15 protein-coding genes and 1 tRNA gene are annotated in these 19777 nt (G+C 63.3%); 15 read left to right on the top strand and 1 reads right to left on the bottom strand.

The window, feature by feature from the left end; all coding sequences use genetic code 11:
- The first annotated feature begins 939 nt into the window (after positions 1–939).
- From QZ307_RS03530 to QZ307_RS03465, 14 genes are all read left to right on the top strand, one after another.
- Positions 940–2175 (top strand): phenylacetate--CoA ligase family protein, encoded by a 1236-nt coding sequence (locus QZ307_RS03530; RefSeq protein ID WP_295995948.1) that lies wholly within the window; start codon positions 940–942, stop codon positions 2173–2175.
- Between the two features lie 162 nt (positions 2176–2337).
- The gene (locus tag QZ307_RS03525; protein WP_295995945.1) at positions 2338–4452 is read left to right on the top strand and encodes a diguanylate cyclase; all 2115 of its coding nucleotides are present in this window, start codon (positions 2338–2340) and stop codon (positions 4450–4452) included.
- Positions 4453–4482: 30 nt separating this feature from the next.
- Positions 4483–4845: an Hpt domain-containing protein gene (locus tag QZ307_RS03520; protein WP_295995939.1), complete on the top strand. Its 363-nt coding sequence runs from the start codon at positions 4483–4485 to the stop codon at positions 4843–4845.
- A 62-nt stretch (positions 4846–4907) separates the two neighbouring features.
- Entirely contained in the window at positions 4908–7904 is a 2997-nt protein-coding gene (locus tag QZ307_RS03515; protein ID WP_295995936.1) for a hybrid sensor histidine kinase/response regulator, read from the top strand.
- A gap of 4 nt (positions 7905–7908) precedes the next feature.
- A complete protein-coding gene (locus tag QZ307_RS03510) occupies positions 7909–8877 on the top strand; it encodes a transglutaminase-like domain-containing protein (RefSeq protein ID WP_295995932.1) in 969 nt (322 codons plus the stop codon).
- 14 nt (positions 8878–8891) lie between these two features.
- On the top strand, positions 8892–9944 hold the full coding sequence (locus tag QZ307_RS03505; RefSeq protein WP_295995929.1) for a type II secretion system F family protein: 1053 nt from the start codon (positions 8892–8894) through the stop codon (positions 9942–9944).
- A 4-nt stretch (positions 9945–9948) separates the two neighbouring features.
- Positions 9949–10272 (top strand): hypothetical protein, encoded by a 324-nt coding sequence (locus QZ307_RS03500; RefSeq protein ID WP_295995926.1) that lies wholly within the window; start codon positions 9949–9951, stop codon positions 10270–10272.
- A complete protein-coding gene (locus tag QZ307_RS03495; RefSeq protein WP_295995923.1) occupies positions 10269–10892 on the top strand; it encodes a DUF4860 domain-containing protein in 624 nt (207 codons plus the stop codon). The genes QZ307_RS03500 and QZ307_RS03495 overlap by 4 nt, the downstream gene beginning before the upstream one ends.
- Positions 10892–11551 carry a hypothetical protein gene (locus QZ307_RS03490; RefSeq protein WP_295995921.1) on the top strand — a complete coding sequence of 220 codons (660 nt, stop codon included), beginning with the start codon at positions 10892–10894 and terminating at the stop codon, positions 11549–11551. Before QZ307_RS03495 ends, QZ307_RS03490 begins: the two co-directional genes overlap by 1 nt.
- Positions 11552–12121, top strand: a complete 570-nt coding sequence (locus tag QZ307_RS03485; protein ID WP_295995919.1) for a S4A5 electrogenic sodium bicarbonate cotransporter 4 — start codon at positions 11552–11554, stop codon at positions 12119–12121.
- 19 nt (positions 12122–12140) lie between these two features.
- Positions 12141–13214: a PilT/PilU family type 4a pilus ATPase gene (locus tag QZ307_RS03480; protein ID WP_295995916.1), complete on the top strand. Its 1074-nt coding sequence runs from the start codon at positions 12141–12143 to the stop codon at positions 13212–13214.
- 67 nt (positions 13215–13281) lie between these two features.
- Complete coding sequence (gene menB / locus QZ307_RS03475; protein ID WP_295995913.1) at positions 13282–14121, top strand: 1,4-dihydroxy-2-naphthoyl-CoA synthase; 840 nt, start codon at positions 13282–13284, stop codon at positions 14119–14121.
- 83 nt (positions 14122–14204) lie between these two features.
- Positions 14205–16955, top strand: a complete 2751-nt coding sequence (locus tag QZ307_RS03470) for an AMP-binding protein (protein WP_295995910.1) — start codon at positions 14205–14207, stop codon at positions 16953–16955.
- Positions 16956–17062: 107 nt separating this feature from the next.
- Positions 17063–18487: an amidophosphoribosyltransferase gene (locus tag QZ307_RS03465; protein WP_295995907.1), complete on the top strand. Its 1425-nt coding sequence runs from the start codon at positions 17063–17065 to the stop codon at positions 18485–18487.
- A 67-nt stretch (positions 18488–18554) separates the two neighbouring features.
- On the opposite strand, the gene QZ307_RS03460 is transcribed toward QZ307_RS03465, so the two are convergent.
- Entirely contained in the window at positions 18555–19529 is a 975-nt protein-coding gene (locus QZ307_RS03460; RefSeq protein WP_295995904.1) for a DMT family transporter, read from the bottom strand.
- A gap of 154 nt (positions 19530–19683) precedes the next feature.
- Here QZ307_RS03460 and QZ307_RS03455 point away from each other — a divergent pair.
- A tRNA-Met gene (locus QZ307_RS03455) sits at positions 19684–19761 on the top strand.
- The last annotated feature ends 16 nt before the right edge of the window (positions 19762–19777 follow it).

The raw sequence follows: 19777 nt of genomic DNA, 5'->3' as shown, positions 1-19777 counted from the left end.
AGTACATGACCACGCCGTTCCACTTCCTGTACGTGGACAAGTTCTTCGAGCCGGCCTGTGCCGAGTGGGTGGCCAACGTGAACCTGTGCACCCCGTACATGGCCCAGGAGAAGCCCTTCCTCGCGAACTTCGCCTAGCGAGAAAGCGCTTGGGCCCGAGCTTCTCCACGCTGGAGCGCGGTGTGGTCCGGGTTCCAGCTGGCTGGAAAGCGCCTCAGCTGGAGCTTCGCCCAGCCGGAGCGCTGTGCAGCCTGAGCTTCGCCCAGCCGGAGCGCTGTGCAGCCTGAGCTTCGCCTAGCTAGAAAGCGGCTCGATTCAAGTCTCGCTTCAGCTGGCCGGAAAGCGGCTCGGTCCGAGTTTTGCTTCCGCCGCATCTTGCGGTTCCGCTTTACGCCCCCGTCTACCTCCCGACGGGGGCTTTCTTTTTTGCAGGGTGGTCGGGGGCGAATTCTCTCAGGGAGGAGGTGGCCAATCAGAGGCCGTTTTCCATCGACAGATAGTCAACAAGCTTTTTTTGGCCAAATAGCGGGAGTTTTCCGTCGATTCGGTGGTCAATCAGCCTGTGTTTTCCATCGGCGTTTTAGGGCTTTAGCGTATTCCCAGGTCAGACGAGCGCGGGAATTTGAGCGTGATTCGCAGCGTGGCTAAATCGATGGAAATCGCAGCCTGATTGGCCAAAAAACTACTATTGACACTACGTCGATGGAAAACGGCCTCTGATTGGCCACCTTTTCGGGCTTGGGCCGCCCGTCACGCCCCGCCCGCCCCCTCCTTCTTCGACGCTCTGACAATAAGCCGACCTTCCTAGTCATAAAATCATGGCTCACGTCGTGTTTCCCCCTGCGGGATTACCGTGGAGTGAGCCCCCGTACAGGGCTGGAGTTTGCTAGAATGAAGCACACTTGAGAGAAGTGTGGATTTTGAAGGAGACTCGACCCCCATGGAAATGACCGAAGAGCAGCTAACAATGATCACGGGCCAGCTGGCCACTATCAAGGAGCGCTCGCCGTTCTATGCGAAGAAATTCGAGGGGATCGACGTGGCCACGGTGCGCACCCAGGCCGACTTCGAACAGCTCCCGTTCTCGGAGAAAGACGACCTGCGCGCGGTGTATCCGCTGGGCTTGCAGGCCGTTCCCGACGACGAGATCGTGCGCATCCACAGCTCTTCGGGCACCACGGGCACGCCCGTCATCATCCCCTACACCCAGCAGGACGTCATCGACTGGGCCACGCAGTTCGCCCGCTGCTACGAAATGGCGGGCATCACGCCCTTCGACCGCATCCAAATTACCCCTGGCTACGGTCTGTGGACGGCGGGCATCGGCTTCCAGCTGGGCGCCGAGCGTCTGGGCGCCATGGCCATTCCCATGGGTCCCGGCAACACCGAGAAGCAGCTGAAAATGATGCAGGACCTGAAGTCCACGGTGCTCTGCGCCACCAGCTCCTACGCTCTGCTGCTGGCCGAGGAAATCACCAAGCGCGGCCTGAGCGACAAGCTGCACCTGAAGAAGGGCGTCATCGGTTCCGAGCGCTGGGGCGAGAAGATGCGCAGCCGCATCCAGGACGAGCTGGGCATCGAGATCTACGACATCTACGGCCTCACCGAGGTCTACGGCCCGGGCATCGGCATCTCCTGCGACGCCCACGACGGCATGCACATCTGGGACGACTTCGTCTACATCGAGATTGTCGACCCCGAAACCGGCCAGGTGCTGCCCGACGGCGAAGAGGGTGAGCTGGTGCTCACCACGCTGCGCAAGCAGGGCGCGCCGCTCATTCGCTATCGCACTCACGACCTTACGCGCATTGTGCCGGGCACCTGCGCCTGCGGCAGCCGCCACCCGCGCATTGCCACGCTCACCGGCCGCACCGACGACATGTTCAAGGTGAAGGGCTGCAACATGTTCCCGGCCCAGGTGGAAGAGGTTATCAAGGCCACCGACGGCACCAGCTCGGAGTACCAGGTCATGATCGAGGCCGTAGACGGGCACGACGTGCTCACCGTGCTGTTCGAAACGCCGCTGGAGGGCGAGGCCCTGGCCCGCTGCGAGGAAGAGCTGGCCCTCATCTTCAAGGCGAAGTGCGGCTGCACGCCGGAGGCCAAGGGCGTGCCACTGGGCGAGCTGCCCCGCTCCGAGAAGAAGACGAAGCGCATCTTCGACAGCCGCTACTAAGGGGCTGTTTGGGAAGCACCGGACGAGGGGCGTCCGGTGCGCACCCCGCCCAAAAGGGGGTGCGCACCCAGGCGCGTGGGGCGCTTGGCAGAGAGCAGGCGCTGTGGGGCGCCGAGAAAGAACGAGAGCCGCCGATGGAAGGAGAGAGCCATCAACACGAGCTTGAACAATAAGCAGACGATCCTCATCGTCGATGACTCGATGCTGAATCGAGCGCTGCTCGCCGACATGATCGGCGACAGCTTCCGCATCCTGGAGGCCGAGGACGGCAAGCAGGCCGTGGCAGTTATGCAGAAGGAGGGCTCGGGCATCTCGCTGGTGCTGCTCGACTACGTCATGCCGCAGATGGACGGCTTCGGCGTGCTTGAGGTGATGAACCACAACGGCTGGATCAAGGACATCCCCGTTATCATGGTGTCCGCCGAATCGGACGCGGCCTACATCGAGCGCGCCTACGAGTTGGGCGTGACCGACTTCATCAATCGCCCCTACGACGTGAACATCGTGCGCCGCCGCGTGATGAACACGCTCATGCTGTATCAGAAGCAGCGCAACCTTATGGGCATGGTGGCCGACCAGGTGTACGAGCGCGAGAAGTCGAACAACCTCATGGTGTACATCCTGTCGCACATCGTGGAGTTCCGCAACGGCGAGAGTGGCATGCACGTGCTGAATGTGCAGGCCATGACCGAGATGATCCTCACCCACCTGGTGCGCCTCACCGACCAGTACAACCTTACCGCCGAGGATATCTCGCTCATTTCCATGGCATCCAGCCTGCATGACATCGGCAAGATTGCCATCCCGGAGGAAATTCTCAACAAGCCGGGTCGCTTCACTGACGAAGAGTTCGCCATCATGAAGACGCACTCGGCCGTGGGCGCCCAGATGCTGGACGATTTGGAGCTGTACAAGGATGAGAAGCTGGTGAAGGTGGCGTGGGAAATTTGCCGCTGGCACCACGAGCGTTACGACGGCCGCGGCTATCCCGACGGCTTGGTGGGCGAGGAAATTCCCATCTCGGCTCAGGTAGTAGCGCTGGCCGACGTGTACGATGCTCTGACGAGCCCCCGCGTGTACAAGCCGCCCTTCAGCCACGAAGAGGCCCTGCGCATGATTCGCGACGGAGAATGCGGCACCTTCAACCCGCTCATTCTCCAGTGCCTCACCGAGGTGGCTGGCGAGCTGGAAAGCCGCCTGAACCGCGGTGTCACGGGCCGCGAGGTCACGAACGACACCCAGCGCCTGGTGGAAACGGCCCTCGATGCGGCGGCTGGCGACGCCCAGGCGTCCAGCCGCACCCTGGAGCTGCTGGACTACGAGCGCATGAAGTACCACTTCTTTGCTTCCATGAGCAACGAGGTGCAGTTCGAGTTCACCGAGGAACCGGCCATGATCGTGTTGTCCGACTGGTCCGAGCGCAAGCTGGGGCTGCCGGAAATTGTCATGGACCCCTACAACGACGAGGCGTTCTGCCAGGTGTTCGGCTCGGAGAACTTGGCGGCCATGAGCAGCCTGCTGCGCTCCACCACGCCGGACGACCCGGTGGTGGACATGGAGATGCAGGTGACCGTGGAAGGCGAGACGCGCTGGCTCCATGTGCTGGCCCGCGCCCTGTGGAGCGAGGAGAACCCGCCGTCCTACATGGGCTCCATCGGCAAGTTCATCGACATCGACGACCAGCAGGCTCAGCTGCGCGACCTGCAGTTCAAGGCCTACCACGATCCGCTGACGGAAGTGGTGAACGGCGCCTTTGCCCGCAAGGTCATCGCCGACCGCCTGGGCGAGGGGCATGATCACGATCGCGACACCGATCGCTTCGTGCTGGCCGTGTGCGACCTGGACCTGTTCAAGCAGGCCAACGACAACCACGGCCATCAGTTCGGCGACAAGGTGCTGCAGCACTTCGCCAGCCGTCTGCAGGACAGCGTCCGCGGTGATGACATTGTGGCTCGCGTGGGCGGCGACGAATTTCTGCTGTGCATGGAGTGCCCGGTGAACCCGCAGCCGCTCATCGAGCGCATCCACGGCTCGCTGGAAGGCGAGTTCGAGGGCTTCCCGCTGTCGGTGTCCATGGGCGTGGCCACCACCGAGGGCGGCGTGCGCGACTACGACGAGCTGTTCCGCCGCGCCGACGTGGCCCTGTACCACATGAAGCGCAGCGGACGCGGCGGCTTCGTCTTCTACGACGAACTGAACGAGGAAGAGCAGCATTCGCTGACCGATGGCAGCCACACGGCGCTGTCAGGCATCGATAAAGGAGAAGAAGGCCAGTAGCAAGGCCGCCCCTATATAAAGGAGAGAGATATGTCACTGGAGATTGCCTACGCTGCCATGGGCGGCGACCTGGAAACGGTGCGCGGCCGCTTGCTCACCGACGAGCGCATCGAGAAGTTCGCGAAGATCTTCTTGCAGGACACCTCCCTGCAAACCCTGGAGAACGCCCTCGAGGCGGGAGATTTCCCCGAGGCCTACCGCGGTGCCCACACCCTGAAGGGCGTCAGCCGCGACCTGGGCTTCACGCCGCTGTTCGAGGCATCGGCGGCGCTGTCCGATGCTCTGCGCCTGGACGATGCCGGCATGCCGGCGGCGCTGGACAAGGTGCCCGAGCTGCTGCCGGCGGTGCGTGACGCCTACTCCTTGGTGGTCGACTCCATCGCTATCATCTAGCTCACAGGGCCGCCGGCGCTCGCGCCCTGCGCAAGCGCCGACATCCCTGGAAGGAAAGGTTCATGACCGGAACAGACAGCAAAACAAAGAGTGGACGCGTCATTGTCATCGTGCTGGCCCTGGCAGTTATCATGGGGGCCTTCGCGGTGTTTCTTACCATGAACACTGAGCGCATCAACGCGCAGAACGCCCAGTACCTGCAGGGGTCCACCCAGCAGTCGGCGCGCCGCATCAGTGAGTGGATGACCGATTCCCAAACCGAGGTGAAGCTGCTGTCCTCTATGTACGAGCGAGGTTTGACGCGCGCTGAAGATGCCAGCATCGAGGGCATCAAGGTGCTGGCCGAAACCACGAAGTTCGACTATGTCACCTTTTCGGCCATGGACGGCCTGACCATCGACGATCGGGGCCAGACGGGCAATGCCGCGGACCGCGAATATTATGTGCGCGGCATCGAGGGCGACTCGGGCGTGTGCGCCACCGATGACTCCCTGTTCTACGGCGACCTTTCCGTTATCTTCTACACCCCCTTGCGCTATGACGGCGAAGTGATCGGCGTCATAGCGGGCGCCTATCGCGAGGACTCCATGGAGGAGTTCCTGGCCACCTACTTTTTCGGCGAGCAGACGAGCACCTACCTGTGCACGCGCGACGGCACGGTGGTGGCCCACTCGTCCTCGTTGGCCTACGCGAACGAAGTGGGCAACGCCCAGGATCTGTACTTCGAGAACGGCTCTACCAGCGACATCTCGCGGGCCGATCTTGAAGAGGCGTTCCACAACGGCTCCTCGGTCACCTTCGACTACAAGGGCGAGTCGGGAAGCGGCATGGCCTATGTCATGCAGCTGCCCGATTACGACTGGATGCTCATGCGCACTTTCCCCAGTTCGATCACTGACGACATGACGGCCAGCGCCAACTTGGCCGGCATGGTGTTTGTCTCGCTGGTGGCCCTGGCCCTGGCGGCCGTGGCGGCCTACTTCCTGGTGCAGTCCATTCGCCAGCGCTCGAAGCTGATCTCGGAAAGCGAGCACGTGACGGGCATCGTCAATTCCTCGCTGGCGCTGTTCCGCCGCTTTGCCGTTATCGATTTGACGCGCAACACCTACGAGTATCTGAAGGACGACGGCATCAACGACGATCTGCCCCGCCATGGCGAGTACAACATGTTCCGCTATTACTGGCAGACGCGCTTCTCCGACGAGGAAGAAGCCGAGCGCATGAAGGCCATGCTCACGCCCGAGTACATCCAGGAACATTTGACGGCGGACATGCCCTACCTGCACCTTGAGTACCGCCTCACCGACCCGGCCACGGGCGACGTGTCCTGGAACCAGGCCTCCATGATCCCTCTGGTGCGCGACAATAACGGCGTGGTGCAGAGTGTGCTCATGTCGGTGCAGGACGTCACCGACGTGAAGGAACGCGAGATTGCCAACCATAATGCGCTCGAGGACGCCTTCCGCGAGGCCGAGCGTGCCTCGAAGGCCAAGAGCGACTTTTTGAACTCCATGTCCCACGATATCCGCACGCCCATGAACTCCATCATGGGGCTGACGGCTATTGCCACCATGTATTTGGACGACCCGGAGCGCGTGAAGGACTGCCTCACCAAAATCACCACCTCCAGTCGCCACTTGCTGGGCCTCATCAACGAGGTGCTCGACATGGCGAAGATCGAGAGCGGCAACTTGGGCCTGTCGGAGGAGGACTTCGACCTGCCCGAGACGGTGGAGAGCCTGCTGTCCATCATGACGCCGCAGATCAACGACAAGAAGCTCGAGCTGAAGGTGGAAATTGCCGACATTCAGCACGAGCACGTGGTGGGCGATCCCATGCGCCTGCAGCAGGTGTTTGTGAACATCATGGGCAACTCGGTGAAGTTCACCCCCGAAGGCGGCATTGTCAGCCTGCGCATCAAAGAGCTGCCGAGCCGCATCAAGGGCTCCGGCTGCTACGAGTTCACCTTCTCGGACACCGGCTGCGGCATGTCCGAGGACTTCGTAAAGAAGGTGTTCGAGCCCTTCACCCGCGCCAACGACTCCCGCGTCACCAAGGTAGAGGGCACGGGCCTGGGCATGTCCATTGTGCGCTCGGTAGTGAACCTCATGAACGGCACCATCGACGTGCAGAGCAAGCTGGGCGAGGGCACCACCTTCACCGTCACCGTGTACATGAAGCTGCGTGAGGGCGACTCCCACGATCTGTCTACCTTCGAGGGTTTGCGGGTGCTGGTGGCCGACGACGAGGAATCGGCCTGCGAAAGCGCGTGCGAGCTGCTGCGCAGCGTGGGCATGGAGCCCGACTACGTGCTCTCGGGCGAGGATGCCGTGGAGGCGGTGCGCCGCGCCGTCGACGAGGCGCGCGACTACGTGGCCATCATTCTCGACTGGAAGATGCCCGGCAAAAGCGGCATCGAGGCGGCCCAGGAAATTCGCGAGATCGTTGCCGACGATCTGCCCATCATTATTCTTTCCGCCTACGACTGGACGGCGGTGGAGCAGGAGGCCCGCGCTGTGGGCGTCGACGCCTTCATCGCCAAGCCGCTGTTCCGCAGCCGTCTTATCCATGTGATGAAGGGGCTCCTCGAGGCAGAGGTCGACGAGCCGGTCAGCGAATACGAGGTGCTGCAGCAAAGCGACTTCAGCGGCCATCGCGTGCTGCTGACCGAGGACAATTCCATCGCGGCGGCCATTGCCCTGGACATTTTGGGCATGACCGGCCTTGAAGTGGATCATGCGGAAAACGGGCGCCGAGCGGTGGAGATGCTGCTCGATGCCGAGCCCGGCCACTATGACCTGGTGTTCATGGACATCCAGATGCCCGTCATGAACGGCTACCAGGCCGCCAGCGCCATTCGTGCGGCGGCCGAGGGGAAGGGCCTGGACGACATTGTCATCGACGCCCGTCCCGACTTGGCCGACCTGCCCATTGTCGCCCTGACGGCCGATGCTTTCGCCGACGATGTGGCGCGCTCGCGGGTTGCGGGCATGAACGCTCATATGTCGAAGCCCATGGAAATCGAACTGCTCGTGAAAACCTTGAACGAATGGCTGTAACTGCATGATCGCCCGTCGCACATATCGCTGCCTGGCCCTGGCGCTTATGGCGCTTCTGGCGCTGGTTGCCCTGGTCGGCTGCGGCGGAGGCGGCGCGAATGCCGGCGGCGGGGCCGGGGCTGGCGAAGGGGCGGCCGACGACGGCGGCTCCACTTCGGGCCCCGACTACACGCCCCCCTCCTCGCTGGCGCTGTCGGCGTTCCATGCCGATGCCGCCCAGACGGGCAACGACTGCGCCATCGACACCTCCTGCTTGGCTGAGGGCTACGTGGGGGCCGCGGCCACCAGCTCGGCGCGGCTGAAGTTCCAGGTCAGCAAAGGGGAAATGAGCTACAACTACGACCTTCCCGGCGACAACACGCCCATTGTGGTGCCGCTTAACATGGGGGACGGCCCCTACAATTTCCGCGTCATGCAAAATACCTCGGGCAACAACTACGTCGAGCTGTTCAGCGTCATCGAGAACGTGAAACTGAACAGCGAGGCGGCGCCGTTCTTGGTGCCCAACATGTTCGTGGACTACGACGAGTCCTCGGCGGTGACGGCCAAGGCGCGCGAGCTGGCCGAAGGCTGCTCCAACCAGGCCGACATCGTGCGCAATGTATACGAATGGGTGGTGAACAACATCACCTACGACCACGACAAGGCCGCGCAGCTGGCCTCGTCGACGGGTTATGTGCCCGACCCCGACGCAACCCTGGCCTCGGGCACGGGCATCTGCTTCGACTACGCTTCCCTGGGCGCGGCCATGCTGCGCAGCCTCGGGATTCCCTGTAAGGTTGTTACCGGGTACGTTTCACCTGATGACGTATACCATGCGTGGAACATGGTATATATTGATGGTGAATGGGTGAGCGTAGAAATCAGCATTAAGCCAAACGACTGGACTCGCGTCGATTTGACCTTCGCCGCCAGCGGGGCGGCCAGCACTATCGGCGACGGAACCAGCTACACCGATCGATACACCTATTAGGAACAGGGGAGACCATGGCCAAACCAAAACTCGACAGCGCGGGCATCAGCCTTTTCTGCGAGAGCGTCGCCATGATGCTGGCGGCCGGCATCCAAACCGACGAAGCCGTGGGCATGTTGTCCGAGGACATCGGCGACGCGGCGCTGCAGGCAACGTGCGAGTCGGTGTACCGCAGCCTGAACAGCGGCCGTAACCTGGCCCAGGCCATGAAGGAGTCGGGCGCCTTCCCGCGCTATGCCGTGGACATGGTCAGCGTGGGCGAGGGGGCCGGGCGCCTGGAAGAGGTGCTGCGGGCCCTGGGCGTGTACTACGACGAAGAGGATCGCCTGTTCGCCAAGATTCGCTCGGCCGTGGGCTACCCGGCGGCGCTCCTGTGCATCATGAGCCTTATTCTGGCGTTTACCGTCGTCATTATCCTGCCCGTGTTCGAGGACGTCTACGTGTCCATTGCCGGTTCGCTGACCAACGGCTCCTTCAACGCCGTGGGCCTGTCCATCGGCATTGGCTGGGTGGCCCTGGGCATCACCCTGGTGTGCACGGTCATTGCCCTGGGGCTCGTCGTTGCCTGCCGCTCGGAAAGCGGCCGCATGGCGGTGATGAGCATCTTCGAGAAATTCCCCGCCACCCGTGGCGCCATGGAGCAGCTGGCGGTGTCGCGCTTTGCCTCGGCCCTGGCGGCCTACACGGCCTCGGGCGTGAACACCGACACGGCCATGAAAGAGGCGCTGGAAGTGGTGGAGCACGCGGGGCTCAAGGCCAAGGGCCAAGCGGCCTACGCGCTGATGATCGACGCCACCGAGCCGCGCTCGCTGGCCCAGGCCATTACCGAGGCCCAGGTGTTCGAGCAGATTCACGCGCGCATGCTCACCATCGGCACGCGCTCGGGCTCGCTCGATGCGGCGCTCGACCGCCTGTCGGCCAACTTCTTCGATGACGCAATTCTGCAAATCGACGGCGCCATCGACAATATCGAGCCCGCTCTGGCGGCGTTTCTGACCATCGCCGTGGGGGCCACGCTCATCTCGGTCATGATGCCCCTCATCGGCATCATGGGATCGATCGGATAGCCCCATGATTCACGGACGGACAGCCGAGACCAAAAAGCGCGAGACGCGCCGGGTCATCGCGGTCATTGTGGCCGTGGTGCTGGCCGTCGTGCTGTGGTTCACCTGGGACTCGGCAAACGTGGAGGCCGAGGCGCAAAGCGCCCTGTCGGTGCGCAACGCCGTGATGGACGCGGCGCTCCAGTGCGCGGCGGTGGAGGGGGCCTACCCCTCGTCGCTTACCTACTTGGAGGAACACTACGGCCTTATTGTGAACCACGCGGACTACGCCGTTACCTACGAGGCCTTTGCGGCTAATGTGCCGCCCAGTGTGGTGGTGGTGCCCCGATGAGCAAGACGGCCACAGCCATGAGCGCCCAAGCGACGGACAAAGCCTATGGCGGCAACCCGCGCCGCCGCGAGCGCGACTTCGGCCGCGTGTTCACGGGCATCCTGTTCGCCCTGTTCGTGGTGACGCTGCTCATGGCCATTCTGGTGGGTACGAGCGTCTACAAGGCCCTGCACCAAGAGGGCGAAGTAGCTGACAATCAGCGCCTTTCCCTGACGCTGCTGGCCAACGACGTGCGTGCCAACGATCAAATCGACGCCGTGGCCCGCGCCTGGGTGACCGAGGAGAAGATATCTCTGGAGATAGCCGAGGGCGATCAGGAGCTCGGCCAGTCGACCATGGCGGAAAGCGCGGAGCTTGCCGAGGAGAGCCTGCTGCAAGGGCCGGCGCTCGTGCTGCGCGAGACCATGGACACCGGCGTCTACGAGACGCGCATCTATCGCTACGACGATGTCATCATGGAGGAATACGCCCTGGCCGATGCCCCGTACAACCCCGGCAAGGCCACGCCGCTGGTGCAAGCCTCGGTGTTCGATTTCTCCTACGAGAAGGGGCTGCTCACCATCACCACGGACGCGGGCCAGGTGACGGTGGCGCTGCGCTGCGGGGGAGGTGAGCGCTAATGGCCGGAGGTTCTACGAAGCGGCGCTCCATGACGGCCTATTCCGTGGCCGCCCACGCCGAAGGTGCCCGCGAGGGCGATCGTCGCCTCGAGCGCTACCACGGGTACGTGGGCCGCGCCCGGGCCGATCGGGCGGTGTGGCCCGGGGCGGCCTTCATTGTCGAGGCGCTGCTCCTGCTTGTCTTCTTGACGGGGTCGCTGGCCGTGCTCATGTCGCTGAACGCCGATGCCGACCGCAGCGGTCGCGAAAGCGCCCAGCTTATGGACGCGTTGGTGATGGCGTCGAATTCCGCCGAGCAGTTCGCCGCCGATCCGCAGGCAGTGGTGGGGGCCCAGTCCCTGGCGGCCGACGAGGTTGACACCAACGTGGCGTACCAAGACGATCTGCTGCTCATTCGCGAGGTGGCCGTCGAGCCGACCGAGGCGGGCAGCCTGTTCCACGCCACTATTACCATATGGGATCAGGCCGACGTGGTGAGTGTGGAAACCCCCAATGCCGACGAGGCGGTCTACGAGCTGACGCTGACCGATCGCACCGTGCAGCCGGTGTATACGCTGGAGACCTCGGCCTATGTGTCGGGTGTTTTCGATATCCGCGATGACCGGCTGCCGCTGGCCAACGTGAAGGGCGCCCCCGGTGCCGCCGAGGAGGTGGCGTAAATGGCCAAGCCCCATGGATCGGTACGCATCGGCCCCATCAGCCTGTTCACCCTCATTATCATCTTGTGCCTGGCGGTGTTGGCGGTGCTGTCGCTGACTACGGCCCGCGCCGAGCTGTCCATTACCGAGCGCCAGGCGGCTACCACTACGGAAACCTATCAGCTGGAACGCGTGGGCCAGACCTTCCTCTCTGAAGTGGACGGCGCCCTGAAGCAGGGCGATCTGGCGGCGGTGCTGCCCGAGTGGGGCATCGCAGAAGGCGCGGCGCCCGCAAACGCTGCCGCGGCGGAGGGCGAGGCGATTGCCGACGACGGTGCTGCCGGCGAGGCCATCGCTGACGAGAGCCTAAGCGGTGAGGCGGCGGACGGCACGAGCGTGGTGCGCGATTCGCTGGTCACCTGCTCGGGCACGTACGATGGCACGCGCCTTGCCGCCACGTTCGCCATGGAAAGCGGCCGCCAACTGGCCTGCGTTCTGAGCATTCAAAACGACACCTATACCCTTGAGGAATGGAAAGTTACTACCCAGTGGATCGACGACGGCACAGGCGAGAACCTGTGGCTCGGCTAGCAGATAAGGAGAGCATTTCATGGAACTGAAGGCACTGCTGCAGGAAATGATCGACAAGAAGGCCTCGGACGTCTTCATTGTCGCTGGCTTGCCGCTGACGTACACCGCCGACGGCCGCCAGGTGCGCATGGATATGGCGCCGCTCATGCCCGCGGACACAGCGGCTCTGGTGGCGGCCATCTACGAGCTGTCCGGGCGCGACGAGGCCGTCTTCGTTGAGGGCCACAACCATGACGACGACTTCTCCTTTGCCGTGGCCGGCCCGGGGCGTTTCCGCGTGAATGTGTTCCGTCAGCGCGGATCGCTGGGCGCGGTCATTCGCGTCATCCGCTTCCCGCTGCCCGATCCTGCCGACTACCACATCCCCGACGACGTTATGCGCTGCGCCGACTTCCAGAAGGGCCTCGTGCTGGTGACGGGTCCGGCCGGCGCCGGCAAGTCCACCACGCTGGCTTGCATTATCGACAAGCTGAACAAGAACCGCACGGGGCACATCATCACCATGGAGGACCCCATCGAGTACGTGCACCGTCACGAGGGCTGCATCGTCACCCAGCGCGAGATTCCCTCCGACGTGGCCACCTACGCCGAGGCCCTGCGCAGTGCCATGCGCGAGAGCCCCGACGTTATTCTGCTCGGCGAGATGCGCGACTCCGAGACCATCGGCACGGCCATGACCGCCGCCGAGATGGCGCAGCTGCTGTTCTCCACCCTGCACACCACGGGCGCGGCCAGCACCATCGACCGCATCATCGACGCCTTCCCGGCCAACCAGCAGCGCCAAATTCGCATGCAGCTTTCGCTGGTGCTGCAGGCAGTGGTGTCCCAGCAGCTGGTACCTACGAAGGACGGCGGCATTGTGCCGGTCTTCGAGATCATGACGGCCACGCCGGCCATCCGCAACCTCATTCGCGAGGAGAAGAGCCACCAGATCGACAGCGTTATCGCCGCCAGCGGTGCCGAGGGCATGCGCACCATGGACCAGAGCCTGTACAAGCTGGTGAGGGAAGGCACGATTACCAAGGAGACGGCGCTGCAGCACGCCATCCACCAGGAAGCCCTGAAGAAGCGCTTCGAGACCGAAGGTATCTAAGGGCACGGTCGCAACCTCGCTGACGTTGCGAACGACCAGTAAGACAAAAGTAGGATTAGGAGTAGTTTTGACGAAGTACGAATGGAAGACGGGCAAGGAGTACCAAGAGATTCGCTATGAGCTGTGCAACGGCGTGGCGAAGATCTCCATCAACCGCCCCGAGCGCCGCAACGCGTTTACCCCGCGCACGGTTATGGAAATGTACGACGCCTTCAACGAGGCGCGCGACGATGTCTCCGTGGGCGTCATCATCCTTACGGGCGTGAACCACGGCGGCCGCCACGAGGACGAGGCCTTCTGCTCGGGCGGCGACCAGAAGAAGCGCGGCAACGGCGGCTACGTGGGCGAGGACAACATCCCGCGCCTGAACGTGCTCGATTTGCAGCGCCTCATTCGCGTGGTGCCCAAGCCGGTTATCGCCATGGTGAACGGCTACGCCATTGGCGGCGGCCACGTGCTTTCCATTCTGTGCGACCTCACTATCGCCGCCGACACGGCGAAGTTCGGCCAGACGGGCCCGAAGGTGGGTTCCTTCGACGCAGGCTACGGCGCGGGCTATTTGGCCGCCATTGTGGGCCAGAAGAAGGCCCGCGAAATTTGGTACCTGTGCCGCCAGTACACCGCCGCCGAGGCCCTGGAGATGGGCCTGGTGAACAAGGTGGTGCCCTTCGACGAGCTGGAAGACGAGTGCATGGCCTGGGCGGCCGAGATGATGCAGTTCAGCCCCACGGCCCTGCGTTTCATGAAGGCTTCCTTCAACGCGGCCACCGACGGCCTGGCGGGCATTCAGCAGCTGGCCGGCGACGCCACACTGCTGTACTACACCACCGACGAGGCGAAGGAGGGCCGCGACGCTTTCAAGGAGCACCGCGCCCCCGACTTCACCCAGTTCCCGAAGTTTCCCTGATCCTCACGGGCCTGGCCGCTTCGGCGCAGGCCCGTTCACTTCCCAAGGCGTACTTCCGAAACCGATAGAAACCGTGCCCCTGCATGATCGATATTTTTGAAAGCACGGCCCAGATGCGGCCTGACCAGGTGTTCCTCTCCTTTGTTGATAAGCAGGGGGAAGAGACGACGTGCACCTATCGTCAGACGCGCCTTATGGCCGCCCAGCTGGCGCGCCGTCTGCGCGACAAGGGCGTGTTTCCGGGCGATGTGGTGGCGGTGGATTTGCCCAACTGTCCCATGTACGTGTTTCTGGCCCTGGCTGCGGCCTATGGCTCCTTTGGGCTTGTGGCACTCAATCACCGGCTGACGGCCTCGGAAAAGATGATGCGCCTTATGGAGCTGGAGCGGTGCGGCGTACGCGTGGCCCAGCGTATCGACGAAGTCGCGGCGCAGCGCCTGTTCGACCAGGTGCGCGTGTCGCTGACGCGGGGCGAGTCGCCGCTGCGCCGGGTGGACGACAGCCTGGGAGGTTTAGTAGAGGACGCCGTTCACTTTGCCGAGCGTGCGGCCCATACCTTCGATGCGGGCCATCGGGCGCTGATCATGTTCACCTCGGGCACCACGGGCAAGCCGAAGGCGGCTGAGCTGACCTGGCGCAACCTCATCGAGGCGTCTCAAGCGTCCAACCGGGTGCTGGACGGGCGCAACCGCGGCCGCGGCCTGTGGCAGGCCGTGCTGCCGTTTTTCCATATCGGCGGTTTCCAGGTGCTGGTGCGCAGCATTTGCAGCCACTGGCCCGTTCGCATTTACGAGCGCTTCGATGCGCGGCGCGTGCTGACCGAGGCGGCGTCGTTCCACGTCACTCATATTTCCGTGGTGGACAAAATGCTGCAGGATATGCTCGATGTCGAGGCGAAGGTCGAGCCCGGGCAGCGCGTGATCAGCCATTACCAGTGCATTCTGCTGGGCGGCGGGCCGCTCAATGCGAAGACCATCGGCCGCTCCTTGGAGGCGCGGGCCCGGGTGTATGCCAGCTACGGCATGACCGAGACGTCAAGCCAGGTGGCCAACGCCCTGGTCACGCCTAATTTCACGGGCGGTATGGCGCTGCTGCCGGGCTATACGGCCCGCATCACCGAGCCCGATGAGGCCGGGTTCGGGCGTCTCGCCCTGCGCGGCCCCGGCGTGTTCTCGGGTTATGCCAATGCCCGGGCGGCATTTACCGTCGACGGGTTCTTCCTGACGGGCGACACGGCGGCGCTCCATGAGGGCAAGCTGTACATTCGTGAGCGCACTGCCGACATGTTCGTGTCCGGCGGCGAGAACGTGTACCCGGCCGAGATCGTCGACGCCCTGGTGCGGGTGCCCGGCGTGGCCGATGCCTACGCGTTCGGCGTGGCCGATGCGCGCTGGGGGCGCCGTCCCGTAGCCTTGGTCGAGCGCGCCGCGGGGGAGGGCGAGCCGCGTCCGACGGGCGATGAGATTCGCGCGATGGTGGGCGAGCGCCTGTCGCGCCTGTACGTGCCCGAGCGCATTTGCCTGGTGGACGAGCTGCCACGCTCGGGCATTGGCAAGATCGATCGTGCGGCCTGCGAGCGGTGGTACGACCAGCGCATCGAGGTGAAGCGCGTCGTGCTCCATCGGGTGCGCCTGCCGTTCTCGACACCCTTCCACACGCCGAAGGAGACACTGACCTACCGTGAGTCGGTCATCGTGGAAATTGTGGACCACCAGGGTCGCGTGGGACTGGGCGAGTGCACCGCCTTCGACACCGACTGGTACCTTCCCGAGACCTTGGGCCAGGACATCGCCGTGCTGCGCGAGGTGCTGGCGCCCCGGGTGCTGGCCACCACCTATCTGCACCCGCGTGAGATGTCGGCGGATTTCGCCCATCTTGAGCGAGCCGCCGCGGCCCCCATGGCGTGCAGCGCCATCGAGATGGCCTGCTGGGACCTGTACGGCAAGATTACGGGGCGTCCCCTGTGGCAGATGCTCGGCGAAGAGTTCGATCGCTTGACCGCCCTCGACCAGGCAACGCGCCCAGGTGCGCGCCGTGCCGTGGGATCGGCGCTGGCCCAGGCGCCGCGCGGTGCCAAGCGACGCGTGTATTCCGGGGCCGTGGTGGGCCTGGGGACGCCGGCGCAGACGGTGGAGGAGGTGCGCGCCTGCGTGAAGCAGGGCTACCAGCGCATCAAGCTGAAGGTGGCCCCGGGCAAGGGCCTGGCGGCGGTGCGCGCAGTGCGGCGGGCCTTCCCGCGGCTGCTGATCACCCTGGATGCAAACCAGAGCTTCAGCCTGCACCACATGGCCGAACTGCGGGCCTACGATGAGCTGGACATCGGCTGGATCGAGGAGCCCCTCGACTTGGGCACGGCGGGCGTGCGCTCGCGCGAGGACGCCTTCGGGCGCTTGGCCTCGTTCCAGCACACTTTGGCCATGCCCATCTGCGTGGATGAGTCCTTCGTGAACGCTGCCGAGGCGGATCGCCTGTTCGACTATCCCGAGCTGCGCTGCGCCATGGTGAAAATTGGGAAGTTCGGTGGCATCCAGCCCTCGCTCGAGTTTGTGCACAAGGCCCTGTCCGAGGGGCGCGAAGTGTGTATGAGCGGCATGTACGACACGGGCGTATCGCGGTTTGTGCACGCGGCGTTCCAGACGCTGCCCGGCGTGGTGATTCCCGGCGACCTGGGCGCTACGTCCCGCTACTTCGATCAAGATTTAACGGTGCCGCCCTATGAGGCGCCCCAGGGCATCATTACCCTGAACGGCGCGGGGCACGAGTACGGCATCGGCTGTGCCCTTGCGCTGCCGGCGCTTACCGAGGCGCGCATGGGGCGCTACGTCATCGAATAGCACTGGCAGAAACTTTCGCCCTTTTTAACACCCAGGCAACATTCACTCAGACGCACGCTTTATACTTTCATCGTAAAGTGAACTTCCTTTCTGAGACGGAGGACCACGTGGGCGGCTTTTTCGGAGCGGTTTCCAAGCGCGACGTCGTACATGACGTATTTTTCGGGGTAGATTACCACTCTCATCTGGGTACACGCCGAGCAGGCATGATTGTGCTCGACAAGGAGGACGGCTTCCAGCGTCAAATTCACTCGATTGAGAACACGCCGTTCCGCACCAAGTTCGAGAACGACATCGTCACCTTCCACGGCAGCAGCGCCGTGGGGTGCATCAGCGACGCCGATCCGCAGCCGCTGTTGGTGCGCTCGCACCTGGGCACCTTCGCCATCACCACCATCGGGGCCATCAACAATGCCGAAGAGCTGGTGGAGGAATACTTCTCGGATCGCAATACCCAGTTCATGGCCTTGAGCTCCGGGGCGGTGAACGCTACCGAGCTGGTGGCGGCGCTGATCAACCAGAAGGACGACCTGGTTTCCGGTATCCAGTACGCGCAGTCAAAGATCGACGGTTCTTTGACGTTGCTGATCATGACGGCCGACGGCGACCTTATCGCAGCCCGCGATTTCCTGGGACGTTTGCCCGTGCTGGTGGGACGCGACGAGAACGGCCATTGCGTGGCCTTCGAGAGTTTCGCCTATCAGAAGCTGGGCTATCATGACGAGTACGAGTTGGGTCCTGCGGAAATTGTGCGCCTTACCCCCGACACCGTCGAAGTGCTGGCCCCGGCGCGCAGCGAAATGAAGATGTGCGCCTTCATGTGGGTGTACTACGGCTATCCGAACTCCAACTACGAGGGCATGAACGTGGAAGTGATGCGCTATCGCAATGGTGCCATCATGGCCCGCGATGAGGCCGCCCGCGGCGCCTGCCCCGAGGTGGACTACGTGGCTGGCGTGCCCGATTCCGGCATTCCCCATGCCATTGGCTATTCCACGGAAAGCAAGATGCCCTTCGGGCGTCCCTTCATCAAGTACACGCCCACGTGGCCGCGCTCGTTCATGCCGGCCAACCAGGATCTGCGCAACAAGATTGCCAACATGAAGCAGGTGCCGGTGCCCGAGCTCATTCGCGATAAGAAGCTGCTGTTCGTGGACGACTCCATCGTGCGCGGTACCCAGCTGCGCGAGACGGTGAACTTCCTGTACGACTCCGGCGCTGCCGAGGTGCACATGCGCAGTGCCTGCCCGCCTATCATGTACAGCTGCAAGTACCTGAGCTTCTCGTCCGGCAAGTCCGATATGGACCTGATTGCCCGTCGTGTGGTGGATCAGCTGGAAGGCGAAGAGGGCGTGGAGCATTTGGACGAGTACGCCGACGCCACCACCGAGCGCGGTCAGTGCCTGCTGCGTACCATCTGTGAGGACATGGGCTTCGACTCCCTGAGCTATCAGAGTCTGCAGGGCATGCTGGAGGCCATCGGCATCGACCCGGAAAAGGTGTGCACCTACTGCTGGGATGGTAGGGAGTAAGCAGTTCCGCTTGCCCTGACGGGACAAGCGGACTACGCCGATGCTGCGAGTCGAATTTGACAGTAACTTACCGTAGAAACGCGTCGGCTTCTTCGAGTTCGGTCGCCGCTGCTTCGGCAGCGGCGATTTGCTTTTTCTCGGCCCGAAGAGGCAGGTACTCGCTGATGACGATACCAGCAAAGATAAGGGCGAAGCCTGCGAAAGACGAGACGGTGAGGGCCTCGCCCAGCAGCAGAATCGAGAATGTTACGCCGAAGACCGACTCGGTGGCCAGGAACAGGGCCGCCTGGGCCGGGTCGACCCGCGCCACGGCCGCATTCTGCAGACCCAGGGCCACGCACGAGGCGAAGACGGTTAGGTAGATCAGGCTTACCCAGGTCTCAGGGGAGAGGTGGGCGAAATCGGGCGTAGGCTCGGTGATGCCGCCCACGATGAATCCCAAGATGCCCGCAACGATGAACTGGATAACCGTCAGTAGGGTCATGGAGCGCCCAGGCGCGTACTTCGCCGTGTACAGCACGTGGAAGCTGAGGAACAGCGCCGAGAGCAGCGTGATGAGGTCGCCGAACCGCAGCGAGAACCCATCGGCGCCGCCGTAGGCCACGCAGCCGACGCCCGCCACGCAGAGGAAAGCGGCAGCAAGGTTGAAGCGAGTGGGCTTTTTGCGGATGATAATCCAGCCCAGGAAGGGAATGATCACCACGTACAGCGTGGTAAGGAACGCGCTGTTGGAGGCAGTGGTGTCGGTGAGACCCGTGGAGTTCGCCCAGTAGGAGAGGAACAGCATCACGCCGAGCACTGCGCCATCGCGCAAATGCCCCCGAGGGTTAGCGCGCCACCGCGCAGCGATGCGCGGGGCGGTGGCAATGCCCAAAATGATGCCCGCACCCAGGAAGCGCACGCCCACCAACCACGAGGGAGGGAACTCGTCCACGGTGGACTTGATGACCACGGTGCCCATGCCCCAAATGGCCGCCGCCAAAAGCAGCGCCGCTTTGAAGACCCACAGGGGCAAACCGTTCTGTCTGAAGTGGGAAACCATAGTCGCAGCATCATAGCATGAGAAACGGTAGGAGACGGGGAGAGGGGGTAGAAGAATGTGCAGGAATTGTGCCGTCCCTCTTTTCCTGCAAGATAGTTCTTGCAATGTTTTGAGATCAGCGTAATATATTTCCTTGCCCTTTGCGGCAACCCATTGCGGGGTGGAGCAGTCTGGTCAGCTCGTCGGGCTCATAACCCGAAGGTCGTCGGTTCAAATCCGGCCCCCGCGACCAAGAACTTTCAAAGCCG

It is taken from the genome of uncultured Adlercreutzia sp., assembly GCA_910585575.1.
Lineage (GTDB): Bacteria > Actinomycetota > Coriobacteriia > Coriobacteriales > Eggerthellaceae > Adlercreutzia.
This window is presented reverse-complemented; position numbering and strand designations above follow the sequence as displayed.